The following is a 17,662-nucleotide window of genomic DNA, read 5'->3' as shown; positions in this document are numbered from 1 at the left end:
CATATATCATCTCCCATTCCGCCATCACTCCAATGGCAGGTACCATTATTACAACAACAACCACTACGATCCGCTAAGCGGATTGTAAATTACCATATCATAACCCCGGGCCTGCAAAGGCTGCAAGTAAAAGAAAAAAATATTTTAATTAATTCCTTTTGAATACACGATATGAAAGTTTTAAAATTCGGCGGCACCTCAGTAGGCAATGCTGATGCAATCAATAAGACAATTTCCATTGTCAGCTCAAAACTGAAAGAGGATTCACTTATCGTTGTTGTTTCTGCTCTTGCTGGTACCACTGATCTATTGATCAGCAGCGGTCAGCTTGCAGCAGAAGGCGATGAAACGTATAAAGATTCTTTAAAAACATTGGAGAACCGACATCTTGATGTGGTGAAAGAATTAATTCCGATCCAGCAACAGAGTAGTGTGCTAAGCCAGGTAAAAAAATACTGCAACGAAATTGAGGATATCTGTAATGGTATTTTCCTTCTGCATGAGTTATCAGTACGAACAAAAGATAAACTGATGAGCTATGGAGAATTGATCTCCTCAAAAATCATTACTTCAGCATTTAATGCTAAAAATACTCCAGCTGTATGGACCAACTCCATGGAGTTGATAAAAACAGATTCCGGTTTTGGAAATGCCGTTGTTGATTTTGCAATAACAAATGATCTGATCAGATCTTTTATAACTCAGCAAAAAGAAAATTTATTTATTGTACCGGGATTTATTGCTTCTGATTCGCATGATTCAATCACAACATTGGGCCGCGGTGGTTCTGATTATACGGCAGCGATCTTCGCCGCAGCAATTGATGCCAATGACCTGGAAATATGGACCGATGTAAGTGGTATGATGACTGCTGATCCACGTTTGGTCGCCAATGCAAAGATCATCTCCAATGTCAGCTACCAGGAAGCAATGGAGCTTTCGCATTTTGGTGCAAAAGTTATTTATCCTCCTACCATTCACCCGGTGATGAAAAAAAGAATACGTACATGGATCAAGAACACATTTGCACCTGGTGATTATGGCACACTGATAGAATCCGATGTAAAGAAAAACGGGAGCAGTATCCGCGGTATTTCCAGTATGAATAAAATTTCATTGATCAGTTTGGAGGGAAGCGGCATGGTTGGCATACCCGGTTTCAGCAAAAGATTATTTGAAGCCCTGGCACTCGAGCAAGTGAATGTGATCCTGATCACACAAAGTTCTTCTGAACACTCAATCTGTGTTGCTATTGATGACGTTAATACCGGTAAAGCAAAGAAAGTAGTTGAGAAAGCATTCAGTTACGAAATGGAAACAGGCAAGATCGATCCGCTGGTAATTGAAAATGATCAATCCATCATTGCATTAGTTGGTGATAATATGAAAAGTCATACAGGTATTGCTGGAAAAATGTTTGCCTCACTTGGAAGAAATGGTGTAAACATTCGTGCCATTGCACAGGGCAGCAGTGAAAGAAATATTTCTGCAGTGATCGGAACACAAGATGTAAGAAAAGGAATTAACGTATTACATGAAGAGTTTTTTGAAACTACTTATAAACAGATCAATCTTTTTATTGCGGGTACTGGCAATGTCGGCAAGAAATTACTAGGGCAGTTAATTAAGCAAAAAGAGTTTTTAAAAGAACATTTACGTTTACAGGTTAATATTACCGGTCTTACTAATAGCCGTAACATGTTGATCAAGGAAGATGGAATAGAATTAAACAAATGGGAAGAATCGCTGAAAGCAAACGGAAAGGCAAGTATTTCAGAATTTGTAGAAAAAATTATTACCCTGAATCTGCGCAACTCAATCTTTGTTGATGTAACAGCCAATGATGAAGTATCCACCGTATATGATAAACTACTTGCAAAAAGTATAACTGTAGTTGCCTGCAATAAAGTTGCGGCTTCATCGGCTTACAGCAATTATAAAAAACTCAAAGATCTTTCCCGTGAATTCAATGCGCCATTTTTATTTGAAACAAATGTGGGTGCAGGTCTGCCAGTAATCGGCACACTAAATGATCTAATGCAAAGCGGCGATACAGTAAATAAAATTGAAGCGGTGCTTAGCGGTACGCTTAATTTCGTTTTCAATAATTATAACGGTGAAAAGACTTTTTCTGAAATAGTTAAGGATGCGCAGAATGAAGGATACACTGAGCCTGACCCAAGATTGGACCTAAGTGGTAAAGATGTAATGCGAAAGATCATGATATTAGCCCGTGAGGCAGGAAAGCAAATTGAAATGGAAGATATCACCTGTAACTCTTTCCTGCCGGAAAGTTGTATGAAAGGTTCAGTTGATGATTTTTATAAGGAGATGGCCAAACTGGAAGAGCATTTCAAAGCCATTTACAAAAAAGCCGCAGCAGAGAATTGCAAACTGAAATTTGTAGCCTCTTATGAAAACGGAAAAGCTTCAGTAGGTTTGAAACATATTCCGTCGCAAAGCGATTTTTATCACTTGTATGGAAAAGATAATATTGTTTTATTTTACACCGACCGTTACAGCGAACAACCTTTGGTAGTGAAAGGTGCCGGTGCCGGTGCTGAAGTTACAGCAAGTGGCGTATTTGCCGATATTATGCGGGCAGTTAAATAATAATTGATGAACAGTATTAAAATAAAATCTCCCGGAACTGTTGCAAACCTTGTTTGCGGGTTTGATGTATTGGGTCTTGCATTGAATGAGCCGTATGATATAATGGAACTTCGGTTAACTAGTGAACCAAAAGTAACGATCATAAACAAAGACGATTTCGATCTACCAACTGAAGCTGAAAAAAATGTTGCCGGTGTTGTTTTATTATCCATCATCGAAAAAATGGAGAATAAGATCGGATTTGAAATAGAAATAGAAAAACATATAAAGCCCGGGAGTGGAATTGGTTCAAGTGCAGCGAGTGCAGCAGGCGCCGCTTATGCAGCCAATCATTTGCTTGAAAATATTTTTACCAACGAAGAAATGGTACAGTTCGCTATGAATGGTGAAAAGCTTGCAAGCGGAGTTAAACATGCAGATAATATTGCGCCGGCAATTTACGGCGGCATCACGTTGATCCGTTCCATTCATCCTTTGGATATTGTAAGTATTGATGCTCCGCCCTTATTTGTTACTATCGTTCACCCACAGATCGAAGTAAGGACTTCCGATGCAAGACAAATCCTTAAACAACAGGTATTATTAAAAGATGCTATCAGGCAATGGGGTAATGTAGCTGGACTCGTTGCAGGTTTTATCAAAGGTGATTATGATTTGATTGGTCGTAGTCTCGAAGATGTGATCATCGAACCGGTACGAAGCATTCTTATTCCTGGTTTTGATGAAGTGAAAAGAAGAAGCAAAGATGCAGGAGCATTAGGTGGCGGCATCTCTGGCAGTGGCCCGTCAATTTTTATGCTAAGCAAAGATGAAGCAGCAGCAAAAAATGTAGAAACTGAAATGAAAGATGTCTACAATAAAATCGGGATAGATTATCATACACATGTAACAACGATCAATAAAAACGGGATATACCCCCTGTCCCCCTAAAGGGGCGACTTAGGTCGGTTATTCTCTTTAAATAGAAAAGTTCTTTATAATAGTAAGTTGATGATTTTGTTTCCAGCTTTAGTTCCATGATTGAACTTCGTTGCGTCGCACCCTTCAACTTCCAGTTCGCAAATCAACATTATTCAACCATCACTCAATAATCAGAGTGTATATAAATTCTCCGCCGCGGCGGATTTAGGGGTATGAAATTTTACAGTCTAAATAAAAAATCATCCGTAGTAAGTTTTAAAGAAGCTACAATACTTGGGCAGGCACCGGATAAAGGGTTATACTTTCCTGAACATATTCCTGTCTTTGACCCATCATTCTTTAAAGACATTGAAAAACTTAGCAATGAAGAGATTGCTTTCCGGGTTATTCTTCCTTATGTGAGTGAAGATATCCCAGGAGAAGAGTTAAGAAGGATCGTTGCAGAAACAATAAACTTTCCTATTCCATTAGTGAAAGTAAATGAACAGATCTCATCACTTGAATTATTTCATGGGCCTACATTAGCTTTTAAAGATGTTGGTGCAAGGTTTATGAGCCGTTGTTTGGGATATTTTTCAAAAAACAGTCGGGACGCTAAAAGCGGTCTGAATGTTACTGTACTGGTCGCAACCAGTGGAGATACCGGTGGCGCAGTTGCTAATGGATTTTATACTGTGGATGGTGTGGATGTAGTTATACTTTATCCATCAGGTAAAGTAAGTTCAGTGCAGGAAAAGCAACTGACAACACTCGGAAAAAATATCCAGGCCCTGGAAGTAAATGGAAGTTTTGACGATTGCCAGCAAATGGTAAAACAGGCTTTTGCTGATGAAGCATTAAATAAAAAGCTATTTCTTACTTCGGCAAACTCCATCAATGTAGCAAGATGGCTGCCGCAACAGTTTTATTATTTCTTTGCTTACAAACAATGGAAAGAAAAAAATAATCCACCTGTTATATCAGTGCCCAGCGGCAATTTCGGAAATATATGTGCAGGTATTCTTGCACATATCAGTGGCTTACCCGTCTCCCATTTCATAGCCGCCTGCAATGCCAATGATATCGTGACTGTTTACATGAATACACAGAACTATCAGCCTAAAAAAGCTGTACCTACTTTATCCAATGCAATGGATGTAGGTAATCCCAGCAATTTTGTACGCATATTGGAATTATTCGACAATGAATTTTTATCATTGAAAGAAAAACTAAGTAGTGTAAGCATTACTGATGAGGAAACAAAAGCAACGATGAAAGTCATTAAACAATCAAACGATTATTTACTCGATCCGCATGGTGCTGTTGGTTATTTAGCGTTGGAGAGATATTTAGATCAACATCCTGGGCAAAAAGGTATTTTTGTAGAAACAGCTCATCCTGTAAAATTCTATGATGTGGTAGAACCTGTAATTGGAGAAAAAATTCCTTTGCCCATATCAGTGAAAGAAATTATAGATAAGGAAAAAGTATCAACTAAGATTGATGCTGATTATAATTTGCTAAAAGAATTCTTATTGAAGTAGTATCAAAGCTTCCCAAACAATATTTCAGCATTCGCAGTTGTAATCGCCGCCACTTCTTCAAGGCTTATATTTTTTACTTCAGCCAGTTTTTCTGCAACATATTTTATATAAGCAGGCTCATTTCTTTTACCCCGAAAAGGAACAGGAGTTAAGTAAGGCGCATCTGTTTCCAGTACGATATGCTTCATATCAATTTGCTCAAGCACTTTATCCAGCCCCGATTTTTTATAAGTTAACACGCCGCCAATACCGAGGTAAAACCCAAGCCCGGTTATTTCATTCGCCTGCTCAATGTTTCCAGAAAAGCAATGAAACACTCCTTTGAGTTTTCCGTTTTGCATCTTTTTGACCACTTCAATACATTGATCAATCGACTCCCGGGAATGAATGACTATCGGTAGATCGGAATTCAGAGCCAGGTTTATTTGCTGCTGGAATGCCTCTATCTGTTCATTTACAAAAGTCTTATCCCAGTAAAAATCCAACCCGATTTCACCAACTGCTTTAAAATTCCTTTCTGACAGGTATTTTTTTACAATTGCCAATTCATTTTTGAAGTTCTCCTTTACTGAGCATGGGTGCAGTCCCATCATAGCAAAACATTGAGCAGGATTAAGTTTTTCCAAAGCCAGCATTTGCTCATGGGTTTGAGAGTCGATGGCGGGCATCAATATTTTCCTAACTCCTTCCTTCTCAGCCCTCAAAAGCATTTCTGCCCTGTCGGTTGCAAACTCGTCAAGGTAAATATGCGAATGGGTATCGGTAATCTGCATGTTCTTTTATAGGTTTGAAGGCAAATCTGGCGAAAAAATCTAAGAAACCGTTAAACTTCAGTCAATAAACCCCTTCCAAAACCGTTGTCGTAACAAGTTTAACTACCTAAAAAAACCAAGTGTATGAAACTCAAGTTTAAAGTATTACAAATTTCCGTACTCGCAATTTTGACCCTCACTTTTACATTTATTGCCTGTAACAAAGAAAATAGCGGTGAAGGAACTCCTGAACAGGAAGAAGCCGCCTCTGTTGCAAGTTCTGAATCAGATGGCGAAGCTGAAGCAATGTTCAGCGACGTGTTTGATGATGTAATGGGTGTAAGTCCAGATGTTGCTTTAGGCGGGACCGGAATTTTCGGCCGTACCATGGCAACAAATACAGAAGGTGGTGATGCGACGGCACGTATCACAGCATGCCCTGATGTCACAATTACTTTAGTGAGTCCTCCTGCCCTTTTCCCTAAAAGAATTGTGCTTGATTTTGGTACAGGTTGCACATCAACCCGTGACGGCAGGAATAGAAGGGGAAAGATCATTATCGTTTATACCAACCGCCTTACTATACCGGGTGCTGTAGCCACTACTACATTCGATGGTTTCTATGTTGACTCTGTAAAAGTGGAGGGCACACATAAGATCACCAATATCGCCGAAGTGAATGCACTGGCTAAAAAATGGAAGGTTGAAGTGATTGGCGGAAAGCTAACGCTGCCAAATGGTGACTTTACAGAATGGAACCGCACCAATACTATCACCCAGATCGAAGGGATATCTGCTACCAACGTAAGAGATTGGGTATTGAAAGTAGAAGGTTTTGGCAATGGCCACACCAGGAGACACGAAATCATTGTTGCCTGGAATGCTGAAATAATTGAACCTCTCATTAAAAGATTTAATTGCCGCTGGATCGTCAGAGGTAAGGTAAGAATAAGAAGAGTAAACGTTTCCAACACTACCCGTTGGGAAGGAATTCTGAATTTTGGAGATGGGACCTGCGATAACAGGGCTACGATTACCGTAGACGGTCATAGCCGTGAAATTATATTGCGGTAATTCAAAAAATATTTTACCTTTAAACCAGTTTTCATAGGGTACGGATTAAAAACGGGCCAGGGTTTCTACCCAGGCCCTAACTATTTATACCAATTCCAGTATTTTTTTCTTCAATATAGCTACTATAAAGTTGCGTTTAAACAACTATTCTTTCAAACTTATAACCTTGATTTGTGAAGTGCTCAAGCACCCGTGGCAAAGCAAACTCAAGCCGGGCAAAGGCTTTATCGGTATCATGAAAAACAATGATATCACCCGCCGTGATTTTTGATTTTATTTGTTCAAAACATTTTTCCGGTTTCAAATCTTCTGCCCAATCGCCGGTAAGAATATTCCACATGATGATTTTCATTTCAGGGTACTGCAGTTTGAATAACTGAACCTGGGATTTCCTGATCCGGCCGTAGGGTGGCCGGAATAGATTTGAACTGATACCAGCTGATGCCTCACGAATATCCTGGAGGTATTCCCCATCGGGTGTTTTCCAGCCGTTCAAATGCCGGTTTGTATGGTTTCCGGTTGAATGCCCACCTTCAATTATTTGCTTGTACACATCCGGGTATTTCTGCACGTTTTGCCCAATGCAGAAAAATGTTGCTTTGGCATTGTAGTCCGACAAGCATTTTAAAACAAATGGGGTTATCGTTGGGTGAGGACCATCATCAAAACTCAGGTATAAATTTTTTCCTGTCGCTTTAATATCCCACACGTAGCCGGGATATAACTTCTTTAACCACCAGGGGGTTTTAATAAAAAAATGATCACGTTGAAAATACCGGATGAATGAATTCTTCTTTGGTTTATCGTAATGCGGTGTTACAAAAGTCATCACAGCAAATATAATCAAACCGGTTGGGGAGGCCATGTCTAGCGGTTATCTTTGCCGCATGTCAAAGAAAGTTCGTGTTCGTTTTGCCCCCTCACCTACCGGTGGCCTGCACCTGGGCGGGGTAAGAACAGTATTATATAATTACTTGTTTGCAAAAAACATGGGTGGTGATTTTATTTTAAGGATTGAAGACACTGACCAAAGCCGCTATGTAGCCGGCGCTGAAGAATATATTTTCAATTGCCTTGAATGGGCGGGGCTTGTGCCAGATGAAAGCTCCAAGCATGGAGGAAACTATGGACCCTACAGGCAAAGCGAAAGAAAAGAATCATACAGAAAATATGCAGAGCAATTGGTGAAAGACGGTCATGCTTATTATGCATTCGACACACCTGAAGAATTGGAGAAGATGCGGCAGGATCTTAAAACCGATCAAAATCCTTCACCTCAGTATGATCAGAGCATACGTATGAAAATGCGGAACTCTCTTACGCTGTCGTCTGATGAAGTAAAAAACTTACTTGATTCAAACATCCGTCATGTTATTCGTATTAAAATGCCCGAGCATGAAACAGTGTTATTTACTGATATGATCCGTGGTGAAGTAAGTTTTGATACATCTCTTGTTGACGATAAGGTTTTATTGAAAGCTGATGGCATGCCTACCTATCACCTGGCTGTGGTGGTGGATGATCATTTAATGAAAATAACACATGCATTCCGCGGAGAAGAATGGCTATCGAGTGCCCCTGTTCACATTTTACTTTGGAAATATTTATTCGGTTTAGATGAGATGCCGCAGTGGGCTCACCTTCCATTGATCCTGGGTCCAAATGGAAAACTCAGTAAACGTGATGGCTCAAAATATGGATTTCCTGTTTTTGCTATGAGCTGGACCGACCCCAAAACAAATGAACTCACGGAGGGCTTTAAGGAAAAAGGATTTTTACCCGAAGCTTTTATAAATTTTCTTGCATTGCTTGGATGGAATGATGGCAGCGAGCAGGAAATTTTTACCAAAGAAGAGTTGATTAAAAAATTCTCGATTGAAAGAGTACATAGTGGCGGAGCAAAATTTGATTACGAAAAAGCAAAATGGTTCAATCATGAATGGCTGAAGAAGTTGGGAGTCGGGAGTTTGACGCCGGGAGTCAGAAATCTTTTTGCAGATAAAGGCATTAACGATATTGACGATCTTGTTTTATCTAAAGTGATTGCATTGGTAAAAGACCGCTGCACATTGCTCACTGATTTTTATGACCAGTCGTATTTCTTTTTTAAATCACCGGAGAAATGGGATGTTGATGCAGTTAAACCTAAATGGAATGAAGCCAAACAACTTTTCTTCGCTGAAGTCATCCGTAATTATGAACTAAACAACGACTGGTCTGCTGTAACACTTGAAAATAATTTTAAAGAGATCGCCTCTGTAAATGCAATTAAACCAGGTGAGGTATTATTACCCCTTCGCATTATGCTTGTGGGCGGAAAATTTGGCCCAGGTGTATTTGATATTGCAGAAATTATCGGCAAAGACGAAACTATCAATCGGATTAAAAAAGCATTAGCTGCTTTTGGTTAACCTTGTTGCTGAATTAGATTCATTACTCTAATGAAATCAGCTCGTCCTAACTCTTCAATCATTTTCATATCCGCTTCATCAAGTTGTAATAAACCACTTGTATTGAGTTTTACTTGTTCAGGAGTTCTTATCCCTGCAATAATAGTTGACACCGCAGGATAGCTGAGTATATAACTCAACGCCAGTTCTGTTTTACTGCAATTGTATTTTTTGCATAATTGCCAAACAGGCCCCAATGCTGAATTGGATGTGTCAATTACTTCTCTCGTTAAACGATTCTTCCGATGATCATTAGCAGAAAACGCTGCTGCCTTATCAAACTTACCTGTTAGTAATCCAAACTGCAAAGCCATTCTAACGATTGCTCCATAGCCGTTTTCTGCAGATTGCTTAAGCAATGGCAATGTTTTTTGATTAAGCAAATTCAACACCAGTTGAAACCCGTTCCCGATTTTATGTCCAAGAAAATATTCAGCTTCAGGTAATGGATCAAATGTGTTTAATGAAATACCCCAATACCTGATCTTTCCCTCTTGCTGTAATTGCTGCATTGCTTCGATACACTCGCCATTTTGCAAATGCTGCATCCGGGCAGAATGCAACTGGTAATAATCAATTACGCCCCGTTTCAATCTTTTTAATGAAGCGTCACAAGCCTTCAGAATATACTCTTTTGAATAGTCAACTGTGAATTGCTCATTTCTTGAAACATTACCAGCTTTTGTTGCGATGATAATATCGCTTTTATGACCAATTGTTTTACCCAATAAGTTTTCTGAATGACCCAGGCCATAAATATCGGCTGTATCAAAAAAATTAATGCCAGCATCCAATGCTGCATGAATTGCTTTTACTGAAGTAGCATCATCTGCATCACCCCAGCCAATAGCTGTATTGCCAATCATAGCACCGCCACCGATAGCCCAGGCGCCAAAGCCAATTTCACTTATCAGTAAATCTGTATTGCCGAATTTTCTGTATTGCATACTGTAATTTATTAAATACCCTGAAAATAATTATCTTGAACTTATGCAATCAACCAGGTCTACAAGGAATTTTCTTTTCATACTGGCTATTATTAAACTTATAGCTCCCTTTTTTCTGCAAAATAGTTTTTACCAACCGCATCGTGACGAATACTTATACCTTGCAGAAGCAAATCATATGGATTGGGGCTATATGGAAATACCTCCAATGCTAAGTGTATTTGCATGGATCACAAATTTTTTTGGTGCTAGCATGTTCTGGATAAGAATATGGCCCGCATTATTTGGCGCTTTAACGTTCCTGTTGGTTGGGAGGATCATTCTTTCTTTAGGTGGAAGAGTTTTTGCATTGTTCCTGGGATGGCTTCCTTTTATGATTGATGGTTATATGCGTTTGTTCTTTTTATTCATGCCAGGCTTCCTTGATGTATTCTTCTGGACATTGATGGCATTCTCAGTTATTCGCTTTATTCAAACTCAGCAAAACAAATGGCTTTATGTTTTTGGAATTGCCGTAGGTCTTGGTATGATGAGTAAATATTCAGTTGCATTTTACACTTTAAGTATTCTTGCCGGTGTTTTATTTACACGTCAACGAAAAATATTTCTCAATAAACATTTTTATTTTGCTTGTTTGATTGGCTTGCTGATATTCCTTCCAAATATTTGGTGGCAGTACAATCATCGTTTCCCAGTTATCAATCATATGAATGAATTGCAGGAAGAACAGTTAAAGTATAATAGTGCCTTAGGCTTTATTACCAGTCAGTTTATGATGAACCTGCCTTGTGTTTTTATCTGGATCGCAGGATTGATATTTGTAATTTTTAAAGGACAAGGAAAACAGTTTCGCTTTATCGCATGGACTTACTTATTTGTAATTACACTACTGATTGTTTTAAGGGGCAAAGACTATTATGCTTTGGGAGCTTATCCCGTCTTATTTGCCTTTGGCGCCTATCAATTGGAAAAAGCTACTGAGATCCGGTTACGATGGACAAGGTTTGCAATGGTTATTCTGCCACTGGCATTAGGTCTGTTTGCGATGCCATTGATCATGCCATTGGCAAAACCTGAAACCCTTGCAAACTATTATAAAAAAACCGGCTTAAGTAAAACAGGAAGTTTTAAATGGGAGGACCAGGACATGCATCCTCTGCCACAGGATTTTGCTGATATGATGGGATGGAAAGAAATGGCTTTAAAAGCAGGAGCTGTTTATAATAGCCTGCCACAGGATCAAAAAATGAAAACGTTGGTTTATGGCGATGGCTATTTTTCGGCTGGGGCATTAAATTATTATCGAGAAGAAGCTAAGTTGCCTGAAGTATACAGTGACAATGCCTCCTTTCTTTTATGGATGCCAGACAAGTATGATATAAAAAACTTAATACTTGTTGCTCACGAGATCCCTGATAAAGACGATATCGTTTTTCAGCAATTTGAAAAGATGACTATAAAAGATTCCATTAATATGCCACTTTTCAGGGAGAATGGAATGAGGATTTTTTTATATGAGAATGGTAACGATTCTTTAAACAGCATCATTACAAAAGGTGTGGCTGAATTAAAGAGTAAGTTTATGCGTTGACTTAATGCTTAATTTTGATCCCGATGACTATCGGGACTTAAATCATTTTATGAAACGACCTATCAGAGTTTTAGTAGCAAAAGTCGGTCTTGATGGACATGATCGGGGTGCAAAAGTTATTGCAACCGCACTACGTGATGCCGGTATGGAAGTAATTTATACCGGTCTCCGCCAAACACCTGAAATGGTAGTGAATGCCGCCTTACAGGAAGATGTGGATGCTATCGGTATCAGCATTCTTTCGGGTGCACATATGACTGTATTTCCGAAGGTGATAGATGTAATGAAAGAAAAAGGAATGGATGATGTTTTACTAACAGGTGGTGGCATTATTCCCGAAGACGATATGAAAAAATTGAATGAAATGGGTGTAGGAAAATTATTTGCCCCCGGTACACCTACTTCAGAGATTGCATCCTATATTAGTAACTGGGTAAAAGAACATAGAAGTTTCTGAACCCCGCCTCAACGATTGCCCCAACCTTAATAACCCGTTTGTCAACTCTTTTGTAAATTCATCATATATGAAGGATAACTCATTGCTGCAATCATATCATGTACAACCCAAGGTCTGGGATGAGATGTTTGCTGCAGCGGGTATCCGTACACCCTATAAGAATTTTGTAAAGGCCATCGAAGATCTATCAGCTGAAGAAATGACACATAAAGATGAACTGGCAAAAAAATTATTTATGAGCCAGGGCATCACCTTCACCGTTTACAGCAGTGGCGAAGGCATTGAAAAAATATTTCCTTTTGATATCATTCCCCGCATCATTGAAGCGGCGGAGTGGGAACATATTGATAAAGGCATCAAGCAAAGACTGAAAGCACTGAACATTTTTCTTAAAGATATTTATCATCACCAGTTTATCATTAAAGATGGTATCATTCCGGCCAAACTGATCTACTCCTGTCCGAATTTTGTGCGGCAAATGGTAAATGTTCCAGTGCCATTTGATATTTACACCCATATTTCCGGTATCGATCTTATCCGTGATCATGACGGTACTTATTATGTGCTGGAAGATAACCTACGTACACCATCTGGTGTCTCGTATATGCTTGAAAATAGAAGTATTACTTACCGCATTTTCCCTGACCTGTTACCAAAGAATCATGTTCGTTCAGTAAAAGATTATCCGGATCTGCTGCTAAAAAATTTAATGGCATTAGCAAACCGTCAAACAAGTAACCCGACAGTTGTGTTGCTTAGTCCCGGTATTTATAACTCTGCTTATTTTGAACATACTACTCTGGCAAGATTGATGGGAATTGAATTGGTGGAAGGAAATGATTTGGTTGTTGATGATCATCGTGTGTATATGAAAACAACAACAGGTTTGAAACAAGTGGATGTTATTTACCGGAGAGTAGATGATGAATTTATTGATCCGTTAGTTTTCCGTGCAGACAGTATGCTGGGTGTACCGGGTATTTATGGTGCATATAGAAAAGGCAATGTAGCTATTGTAAATGCCATGGGTAATGGCGTGGCCGATGATAAAGCTGTATATGTATATGTGCCTGCAATGATAAGATATTACCTCAATGAAGAACCGATATTAAAAAATGTTCCAACTTATCAATTAGGTATTCCTGAAAACAGGAAACTGGTTTTTGATAATATGAATAATATGGTGATCAAGCGAACCAATGAATCGGGTGGATATGGTATGTTGATCGGTAATGCCGCAACAGAAGAGCAAATGGATGAGTTTAAAAAAGCAATTGAAGACGAACCAAGAGGCTTTATTGCACAACCGATCATCAGCTTATCATCATCTCCGTGTTATATAAATGGCGTGTTGCAACCAAGGCGTGTTGACTTAAGACCTTATGCATTGTATGGGCCGGATGGAATTGATATTGTTCCCGGCGGATTAACAAGAGTTGCATTGAAAGAAGGTTCGCTGGTTGTGAATTCATCTCAGGGTGGAGGAAGTAAGGATACATGGGTGTTAAGCAAGTAAAGCTTTGAGCAATGAGCTTTGAGCAAAAAAAGCAAAATCAAAACTTGACCATATGAGAAATTTTAAAGAACTAAAAATCTGGCAGAAAGGGTTTGACATTGCTGTAACAAGTTATAAGCTTGTTGATACTTTTCCAAAAAGTGAAAGATATGCCTTGTCTCAACAAATTACAAAAGCAGCCGTTTCAATTCCTTCAAACATTGCAGAAGGAAGCAGCAGAACCAGCGAAAAAGATTATTCGAGGTTTGTTGAAATTTCATTGGGCTCATCATTTGAGCTGGAAACACAGTTTCTGATTGCAAAAGCTTTAAACTTTGGTGACCAAGGTTTACTATCGCAGGGTTTACAAATGCTGGATGAAGAAGAAAAAATGATTATGAGCTTTATGAATAAACTTAATAAATCTTAAAAATGCATGACCGGCTCATAGCTCAAAGCTATAAGCTCAAAGCTTGCACAAAAACAAATGCTATTTTAAAATGTTAAGCCGCGTTGCTGATTCTGTTTTCTGGATGGCCCGCTATATGGAACGAACGAATGGGGTACTTCGTTTGTTGCGTACTAATTATGTATCGTCGCAGGATGAAGTAAAAGATTTTACATGGAGCCAGGTATTACATGCTTATAGTGACTTGCCTGCTGAAGAAACGATCATTTTTGAAGACAATTCTTCAAAAGTAATTGAGCACATGCTGCTCGACCGCAACAACAGGGCTTCTGTTATTAATAATGTAACCCGTGCGAGGGAAAATGCAAGAGCCGTGCAGGACCATATCACTAAAGAAGTATGGCAATGCCTGAATGATTATTATCATTTGATCCGCGCAGAAGATATACAACAACAAGTACAGTTTGGCGATCCCGTATCAGCAATGGATACTTTGATCCATCATGGTATGCTATATCATGGCACGGTAGATATTACTATGGCCCGCGGTGAAGGTTTTAATTACCTGAACATCGGCAAGTTCCTCGAACGGGCATTTCTTTCTGCCGATATGCTGGACATAAAATTAAAAGAATTGAATTATAATTTACAGCAACCGGTGGAAGTACCAGCATTACGTTACCTGCTTTATTCATTATCAGGTTACGAGTTGTATTTAAAAACACACCGCGGAAATTTCCAGGTGGATTTTGTTTTACAACAAATTTTGTACAACACCAGTTTCCCGCATTCAGTTTTATATTGCCTGCAGCAGATATCCCGTTATTTTGAACGCCTAAAAACAGAAAGTCTTCCTGAAAGTTATGAGCAGTTGGAATTTTTAATTGGCCGTGCTATGAATAATGTTAAATACAGTAATATCCAGCCGCAGGACAGTGATGGCCTCAAAAATTTATTGCAGCAAACACGGAATGAATTGTTTGGAATAGCCTCAGGATTGAATCAATATTATTTTGGTAATTCGTGAATAAACAGAATTTTGTAAATATGTCACAGTACCGTATCAAACATATCACCCGTTACACATATCCTTCTCCTGTTATTGACAGTGCCAACCAGGTAATGCTGTTTCCGCTGAATGATGAGCAACAGGAAGTAAAAAAACATGAGATCGTTATTACACACCAACCAAACGTTGAAATATTCACTGATTATTTTGGCAACCAGGTAGGAGATTTTTCAGTGATCAAGCCACATGCAGATCTTACTATACGATCAACCATTGATGTTATAATACATGAAGTACAATTGCCTACGGATGATGCAGAAGCTTCTACCCAATGGGAAATGTTGAATGCTGCTCCGGAGCAAGCCCCATTCCTGGATTTTCTTGCATTGGAAAAATTTAATTCCTATTCAGAAATCATGGCACTTGCTTCTTCTTTGATAAGTGATTCTGCTACTCCTCTTGAAGTGAGTAAATTATTATCATCCCATGTGTATGATAATTTTGAATACAAAAAAGGTATCACCAATGTAGAAACTAAAGTAGATGAGATATGGAAAATAAAAGCTGGAGTATGCCAGGATTTTGCCCATGTGTTATTGGTGATGTTGCGTATTATTGGCATTCCTGCCCGTTATGTAAGTGGTTATATCTGTCCAAAAAATCATGAGCTGCGGGGCGAAGGTGCTACGCATGCATGGGTAGAAGCCTATATTCCTTTCTATGGTTGGATCGGTCTTGACCCAACTAATAACTGCATAGTAAGTGATCGGCATGTACGCCTAGCTATTGGCAGAAGTTTTTCTGATTGCACTCCTGTCAAAGGAACTTATAAAGGATCATCTGAACATACCCTGGAAGTATCTGTAACAATTGAAAATGGTTCGCCTAAAAAAGAAGATGATTCATTGACGCCTGTTTTTACTTACCAGGTGCAAAATCCCGGGGTACCTGATAATTCATACAGAAGATTTATGGAGATGCAGCAACAACAGCAGCAATAGTTAAATGTCCGGCAGCATTAATCTTTTCCTTTTTGAATAAATGCGGATACCTACAACAACGAGCACACAAACAACTAAACTGGTATTATACTCAAGAGGAATATATTTAAGTAACAGATAAACTCCACCTCCAATTGCACATGCGGTTGCATATAGTTCTCCTTTCTTCAACAGGTTAGGTATAACACTGCAAAAAAGATCGGCGATCAAACCTCCGAAAGTAGCGGTAATAACACCCATTACTAATGCATATACATCATTCACCCCGTTTCGCAAGGCTACTTCAATACCCCAGGCCGTAAATAATCCTAAACCAATTGCATCTGTAAAAAAAATTGTACGCTTTATCCTTTTCACATTCTCCTTCAGCAAAAAAGTAAAAAAAGTGCCGGCAAATACAAGGCCCAATGCTACATTATCATTTATCCAGTTCACAGGTTTTATCCCGATCAATAAATCACGAAGCGTTCCTCCCCCATAAGCTGTAACAAAAGCCAATACAATTCCCCCGAACACATCCATTTTATATGACCTTGCTTTGAATGCACCGGTCAATGCAAATACAAAAATACCGGCATAAGTAATGAATTGGAGTAAGCCCATGCCATGAAGATAATATTAAAGAAGGAAAATACCCTGTAAGTCCACAGCCTGCAAAACGAACAGGCTATTTAATAGTTACTTTAATGATGCCATCACATCTTCTTTTCTTCTACGGCTCACCTCCACTTTGCTATTATCTTTCAATACAGCAAAACCGTCATGATCAATAAAGGAAATATATTTTTTATTTACTAAATGGCTTTTATGTGTGCGGATAAAATTGTGAGGAGTGAGTAGCGTATCATACTCACCCAATGTTCTTGAAATAAGGTAGGTTTTATTATTGCTGACAAAAAATTTTGTGTAATTGCCAACAGCTTCACAACGCACAATATCCTGCGGCTGTAAAAAATGAACACCATCTTTTGTTGGCAATGCCAGCCTGAACTCTTCTGCTGAAGGCACTTGTATATTATGCATAATGTTTTTCAGCAGTTCATATTGCTGTTTGTAATCTTCATTGCCTTCAAGAAAACGATGAACGGTGGCCTGCAACTCTTCCATATCAACCGGTTTCAGCAAATAATCAAATGCGCTGAAACGGATAGCTTGTATTGCATATTCATTATAAGCCGTTGTAAAAATGATCTTGAAATTCTTATTAGGCATTTTTTCCAGCAGCTGAAACCCATTCAGGTGCGGCATTTGAATATCAAGAAATATCAACGCAGGTTGATATTCATGAATAATATCGGCGGCAATACGGGAGTCATTACAAACTCTTACTTGTTGTATTTCCGGTATTGTTTTTTCAATCATCAGCCGGAGGGCATCCGTTGCCCTTTCCTCATCGTCAATCAATAATACTTTTAGCATG

Annotated in this window: 16 protein-coding genes; 11 read left to right on the top strand and 5 right to left on the bottom strand. The window is 38.9% G+C overall.

What is annotated here, in order from left to right:
* Positions 1-171: 171 nt before the first annotated feature.
* The 3 genes from thrA (at position 172) to thrC (ending at position 5,057) form a co-directional block, all read left to right on the top strand.
* A complete protein-coding gene (gene thrA, locus E6H07_07700) occupies positions 172-2,613 on the top strand; it encodes a bifunctional aspartate kinase/homoserine dehydrogenase I (protein TMI65781.1) in 2,442 nt (813 codons plus the stop codon).
* Positions 2,614-2,619: 6 nt separating this feature from the next.
* On the top strand, positions 2,620-3,543 hold the full coding sequence (locus E6H07_07695) for a homoserine kinase (GenBank protein TMI65780.1): 924 nt from the start codon (positions 2,620-2,622) through the stop codon (positions 3,541-3,543).
* A 203-nt stretch (positions 3,544-3,746) separates the two neighbouring features.
* Positions 3,747-5,057 carry a threonine synthase gene (thrC, locus tag E6H07_07690; protein ID TMI65779.1) on the top strand — a complete coding sequence of 437 codons (1,311 nt, stop codon included), beginning with the start codon at positions 3,747-3,749 and terminating at the stop codon, positions 5,055-5,057.
* 2 nt (positions 5,058-5,059) lie between these two features.
* Here the strand turns inward: thrC and E6H07_07685 are convergent, their stop codons facing one another.
* Positions 5,060-5,830, bottom strand: coding sequence for a TatD family deoxyribonuclease (locus E6H07_07685; GenBank protein TMI65778.1), 771 nt, complete (start codon positions 5,828-5,830; stop codon positions 5,060-5,062).
* Positions 5,831-5,953: 123 nt separating this feature from the next.
* Here E6H07_07685 and E6H07_07680 point away from each other — a divergent pair, with 123 nt between their 5' ends.
* Entirely contained in the window at positions 5,954-6,883 is a 930-nt protein-coding gene (locus tag E6H07_07680) for a hypothetical protein (GenBank protein TMI65777.1), read from the top strand.
* A 136-nt stretch (positions 6,884-7,019) separates the two neighbouring features.
* Here E6H07_07680 and E6H07_07675 read toward each other — a convergent pair whose 3' ends face one another.
* Complete coding sequence (locus E6H07_07675; GenBank protein TMI66494.1) at positions 7,020-7,712, bottom strand: polysaccharide deacetylase family protein; 693 nt, start codon at positions 7,710-7,712, stop codon at positions 7,020-7,022.
* A 58-nt stretch (positions 7,713-7,770) separates the two neighbouring features.
* On the opposite strand from E6H07_07675, the gene E6H07_07670 reads away from it, so the two are divergent.
* On the top strand, positions 7,771-9,294 hold the full coding sequence (locus E6H07_07670) for a glutamate--tRNA ligase (protein ID TMI65776.1): 1,524 nt from the start codon (positions 7,771-7,773) through the stop codon (positions 9,292-9,294).
* On the opposite strand, the gene E6H07_07665 is transcribed toward E6H07_07670, so the two are convergent.
* On the bottom strand, positions 9,291-10,280 hold the full coding sequence (locus tag E6H07_07665; protein TMI65775.1) for an aldo/keto reductase: 990 nt from the start codon (positions 10,278-10,280) through the stop codon (positions 9,291-9,293). The two genes, E6H07_07670 and E6H07_07665, sit on opposite strands and share 4 nt — an antisense overlap.
* Before the next feature lie 43 nt (positions 10,281-10,323).
* On the opposite strand from E6H07_07665, the gene E6H07_07660 reads away from it, so the two are divergent.
* The 6 genes from E6H07_07660 (at position 10,324) to E6H07_07635 (ending at position 16,242) form a co-directional block, all read left to right on the top strand.
* Positions 10,324-11,871, top strand: a complete 1,548-nt coding sequence (locus tag E6H07_07660) for a glycosyltransferase family 39 protein (protein TMI65774.1) — start codon at positions 10,324-10,326, stop codon at positions 11,869-11,871.
* A 49-nt stretch (positions 11,872-11,920) separates the two neighbouring features.
* Positions 11,921-12,328, top strand: coding sequence for a cobalamin B12-binding domain-containing protein (locus E6H07_07655; protein TMI65773.1), 408 nt, complete (start codon positions 11,921-11,923; stop codon positions 12,326-12,328).
* Positions 12,329-12,395: 67 nt separating this feature from the next.
* Positions 12,396-13,844 carry a circularly permuted type 2 ATP-grasp protein gene (locus E6H07_07650; protein ID TMI65772.1) on the top strand — a complete coding sequence of 483 codons (1,449 nt, stop codon included), beginning with the start codon at positions 12,396-12,398 and terminating at the stop codon, positions 13,842-13,844.
* Positions 13,845-13,896: 52 nt separating this feature from the next.
* Positions 13,897-14,253, top strand: a complete 357-nt coding sequence (locus E6H07_07645; protein TMI65771.1) for a four helix bundle protein — start codon at positions 13,897-13,899, stop codon at positions 14,251-14,253.
* A gap of 70 nt (positions 14,254-14,323) precedes the next feature.
* Entirely contained in the window at positions 14,324-15,259 is a 936-nt protein-coding gene (locus tag E6H07_07640; protein ID TMI65770.1) for an alpha-E domain-containing protein, read from the top strand.
* A gap of 20 nt (positions 15,260-15,279) precedes the next feature.
* Entirely contained in the window at positions 15,280-16,242 is a 963-nt protein-coding gene (locus E6H07_07635; protein TMI65769.1) for a transglutaminase family protein, read from the top strand.
* Here E6H07_07635 and E6H07_07630 read toward each other — a convergent pair whose 3' ends face one another.
* A complete protein-coding gene (locus E6H07_07630) occupies positions 16,243-16,845 on the bottom strand; it encodes a trimeric intracellular cation channel family protein (protein TMI65768.1) in 603 nt (200 codons plus the stop codon).
* A gap of 75 nt (positions 16,846-16,920) precedes the next feature.
* Positions 16,921-17,661 carry a response regulator transcription factor gene (locus E6H07_07625; GenBank protein ID TMI65767.1) on the bottom strand — a complete coding sequence of 247 codons (741 nt, stop codon included), beginning with the start codon at positions 17,659-17,661 and terminating at the stop codon, positions 16,921-16,923.
* Position 17,662: the final 1 nt, after the last annotated feature.

Source organism: Bacteroidota bacterium (assembly GCA_005882315.1).
Classification (GTDB): domain Bacteria; phylum Bacteroidota; class Bacteroidia; order Chitinophagales; family Chitinophagaceae; genus VBAR01.
Note: the sequence above shows the minus strand (reverse complement) of the source record. Positions and strands in the feature narration are given on the sequence as shown.

Bases quoted from the DNA above. Each gene is read 5' to 3' on its own strand.
- E6H07_07635 (TMI65769.1), top strand. From the start codon at position 15,280: ATGTCACAGTACCGTATCAAACATATCACCCGTTACACATATCCTTCT.
- E6H07_07665 (TMI65775.1), bottom strand. From the start codon at position 10,280: ATGCAATACAGAAAATTCGGCAATACAGATTTACTGATAAGTGAAATT.
- thrA (TMI65781.1), top strand. From the start codon at position 172: ATGAAAGTTTTAAAATTCGGCGGCACCTCAGTAGGCAATGCTGATGCA.
- thrC (TMI65779.1), top strand. From the start codon at position 3,747: ATGAAATTTTACAGTCTAAATAAAAAATCATCCGTAGTAAGTTTTAAA.
- E6H07_07695 (TMI65780.1), top strand. From the start codon at position 2,620: ATGAACAGTATTAAAATAAAATCTCCCGGAACTGTTGCAAACCTTGTT.
- E6H07_07675 (TMI66494.1), bottom strand. From the start codon at position 7,712: ATGACTTTTGTAACACCGCATTACGATAAACCAAAGAAGAATTCATTC.
- E6H07_07625 (TMI65767.1), bottom strand. From the start codon at position 17,661: ATGCTAAAAGTATTATTGATTGACGATGAGGAAAGGGCAACGGATGCC.
- E6H07_07680 (TMI65777.1), top strand. From the start codon at position 5,954: ATGAAACTCAAGTTTAAAGTATTACAAATTTCCGTACTCGCAATTTTG.
- E6H07_07650 (TMI65772.1), top strand. From the start codon at position 12,396: ATGAAGGATAACTCATTGCTGCAATCATATCATGTACAACCCAAGGTC.
- E6H07_07630 (TMI65768.1), bottom strand. From the start codon at position 16,845: ATGGGCTTACTCCAATTCATTACTTATGCCGGTATTTTTGTATTTGCA.
- E6H07_07655 (TMI65773.1), top strand. From the start codon at position 11,921: ATGAAACGACCTATCAGAGTTTTAGTAGCAAAAGTCGGTCTTGATGGA.
- E6H07_07660 (TMI65774.1), top strand. From the start codon at position 10,324: ATGCAATCAACCAGGTCTACAAGGAATTTTCTTTTCATACTGGCTATT.
- E6H07_07685 (TMI65778.1), bottom strand. From the start codon at position 5,830: ATGCAGATTACCGATACCCATTCGCATATTTACCTTGACGAGTTTGCA.
- E6H07_07645 (TMI65771.1), top strand. From the start codon at position 13,897: ATGAGAAATTTTAAAGAACTAAAAATCTGGCAGAAAGGGTTTGACATT.
- E6H07_07640 (TMI65770.1), top strand. From the start codon at position 14,324: ATGTTAAGCCGCGTTGCTGATTCTGTTTTCTGGATGGCCCGCTATATG.
- E6H07_07670 (TMI65776.1), top strand. From the start codon at position 7,771: ATGTCAAAGAAAGTTCGTGTTCGTTTTGCCCCCTCACCTACCGGTGGC.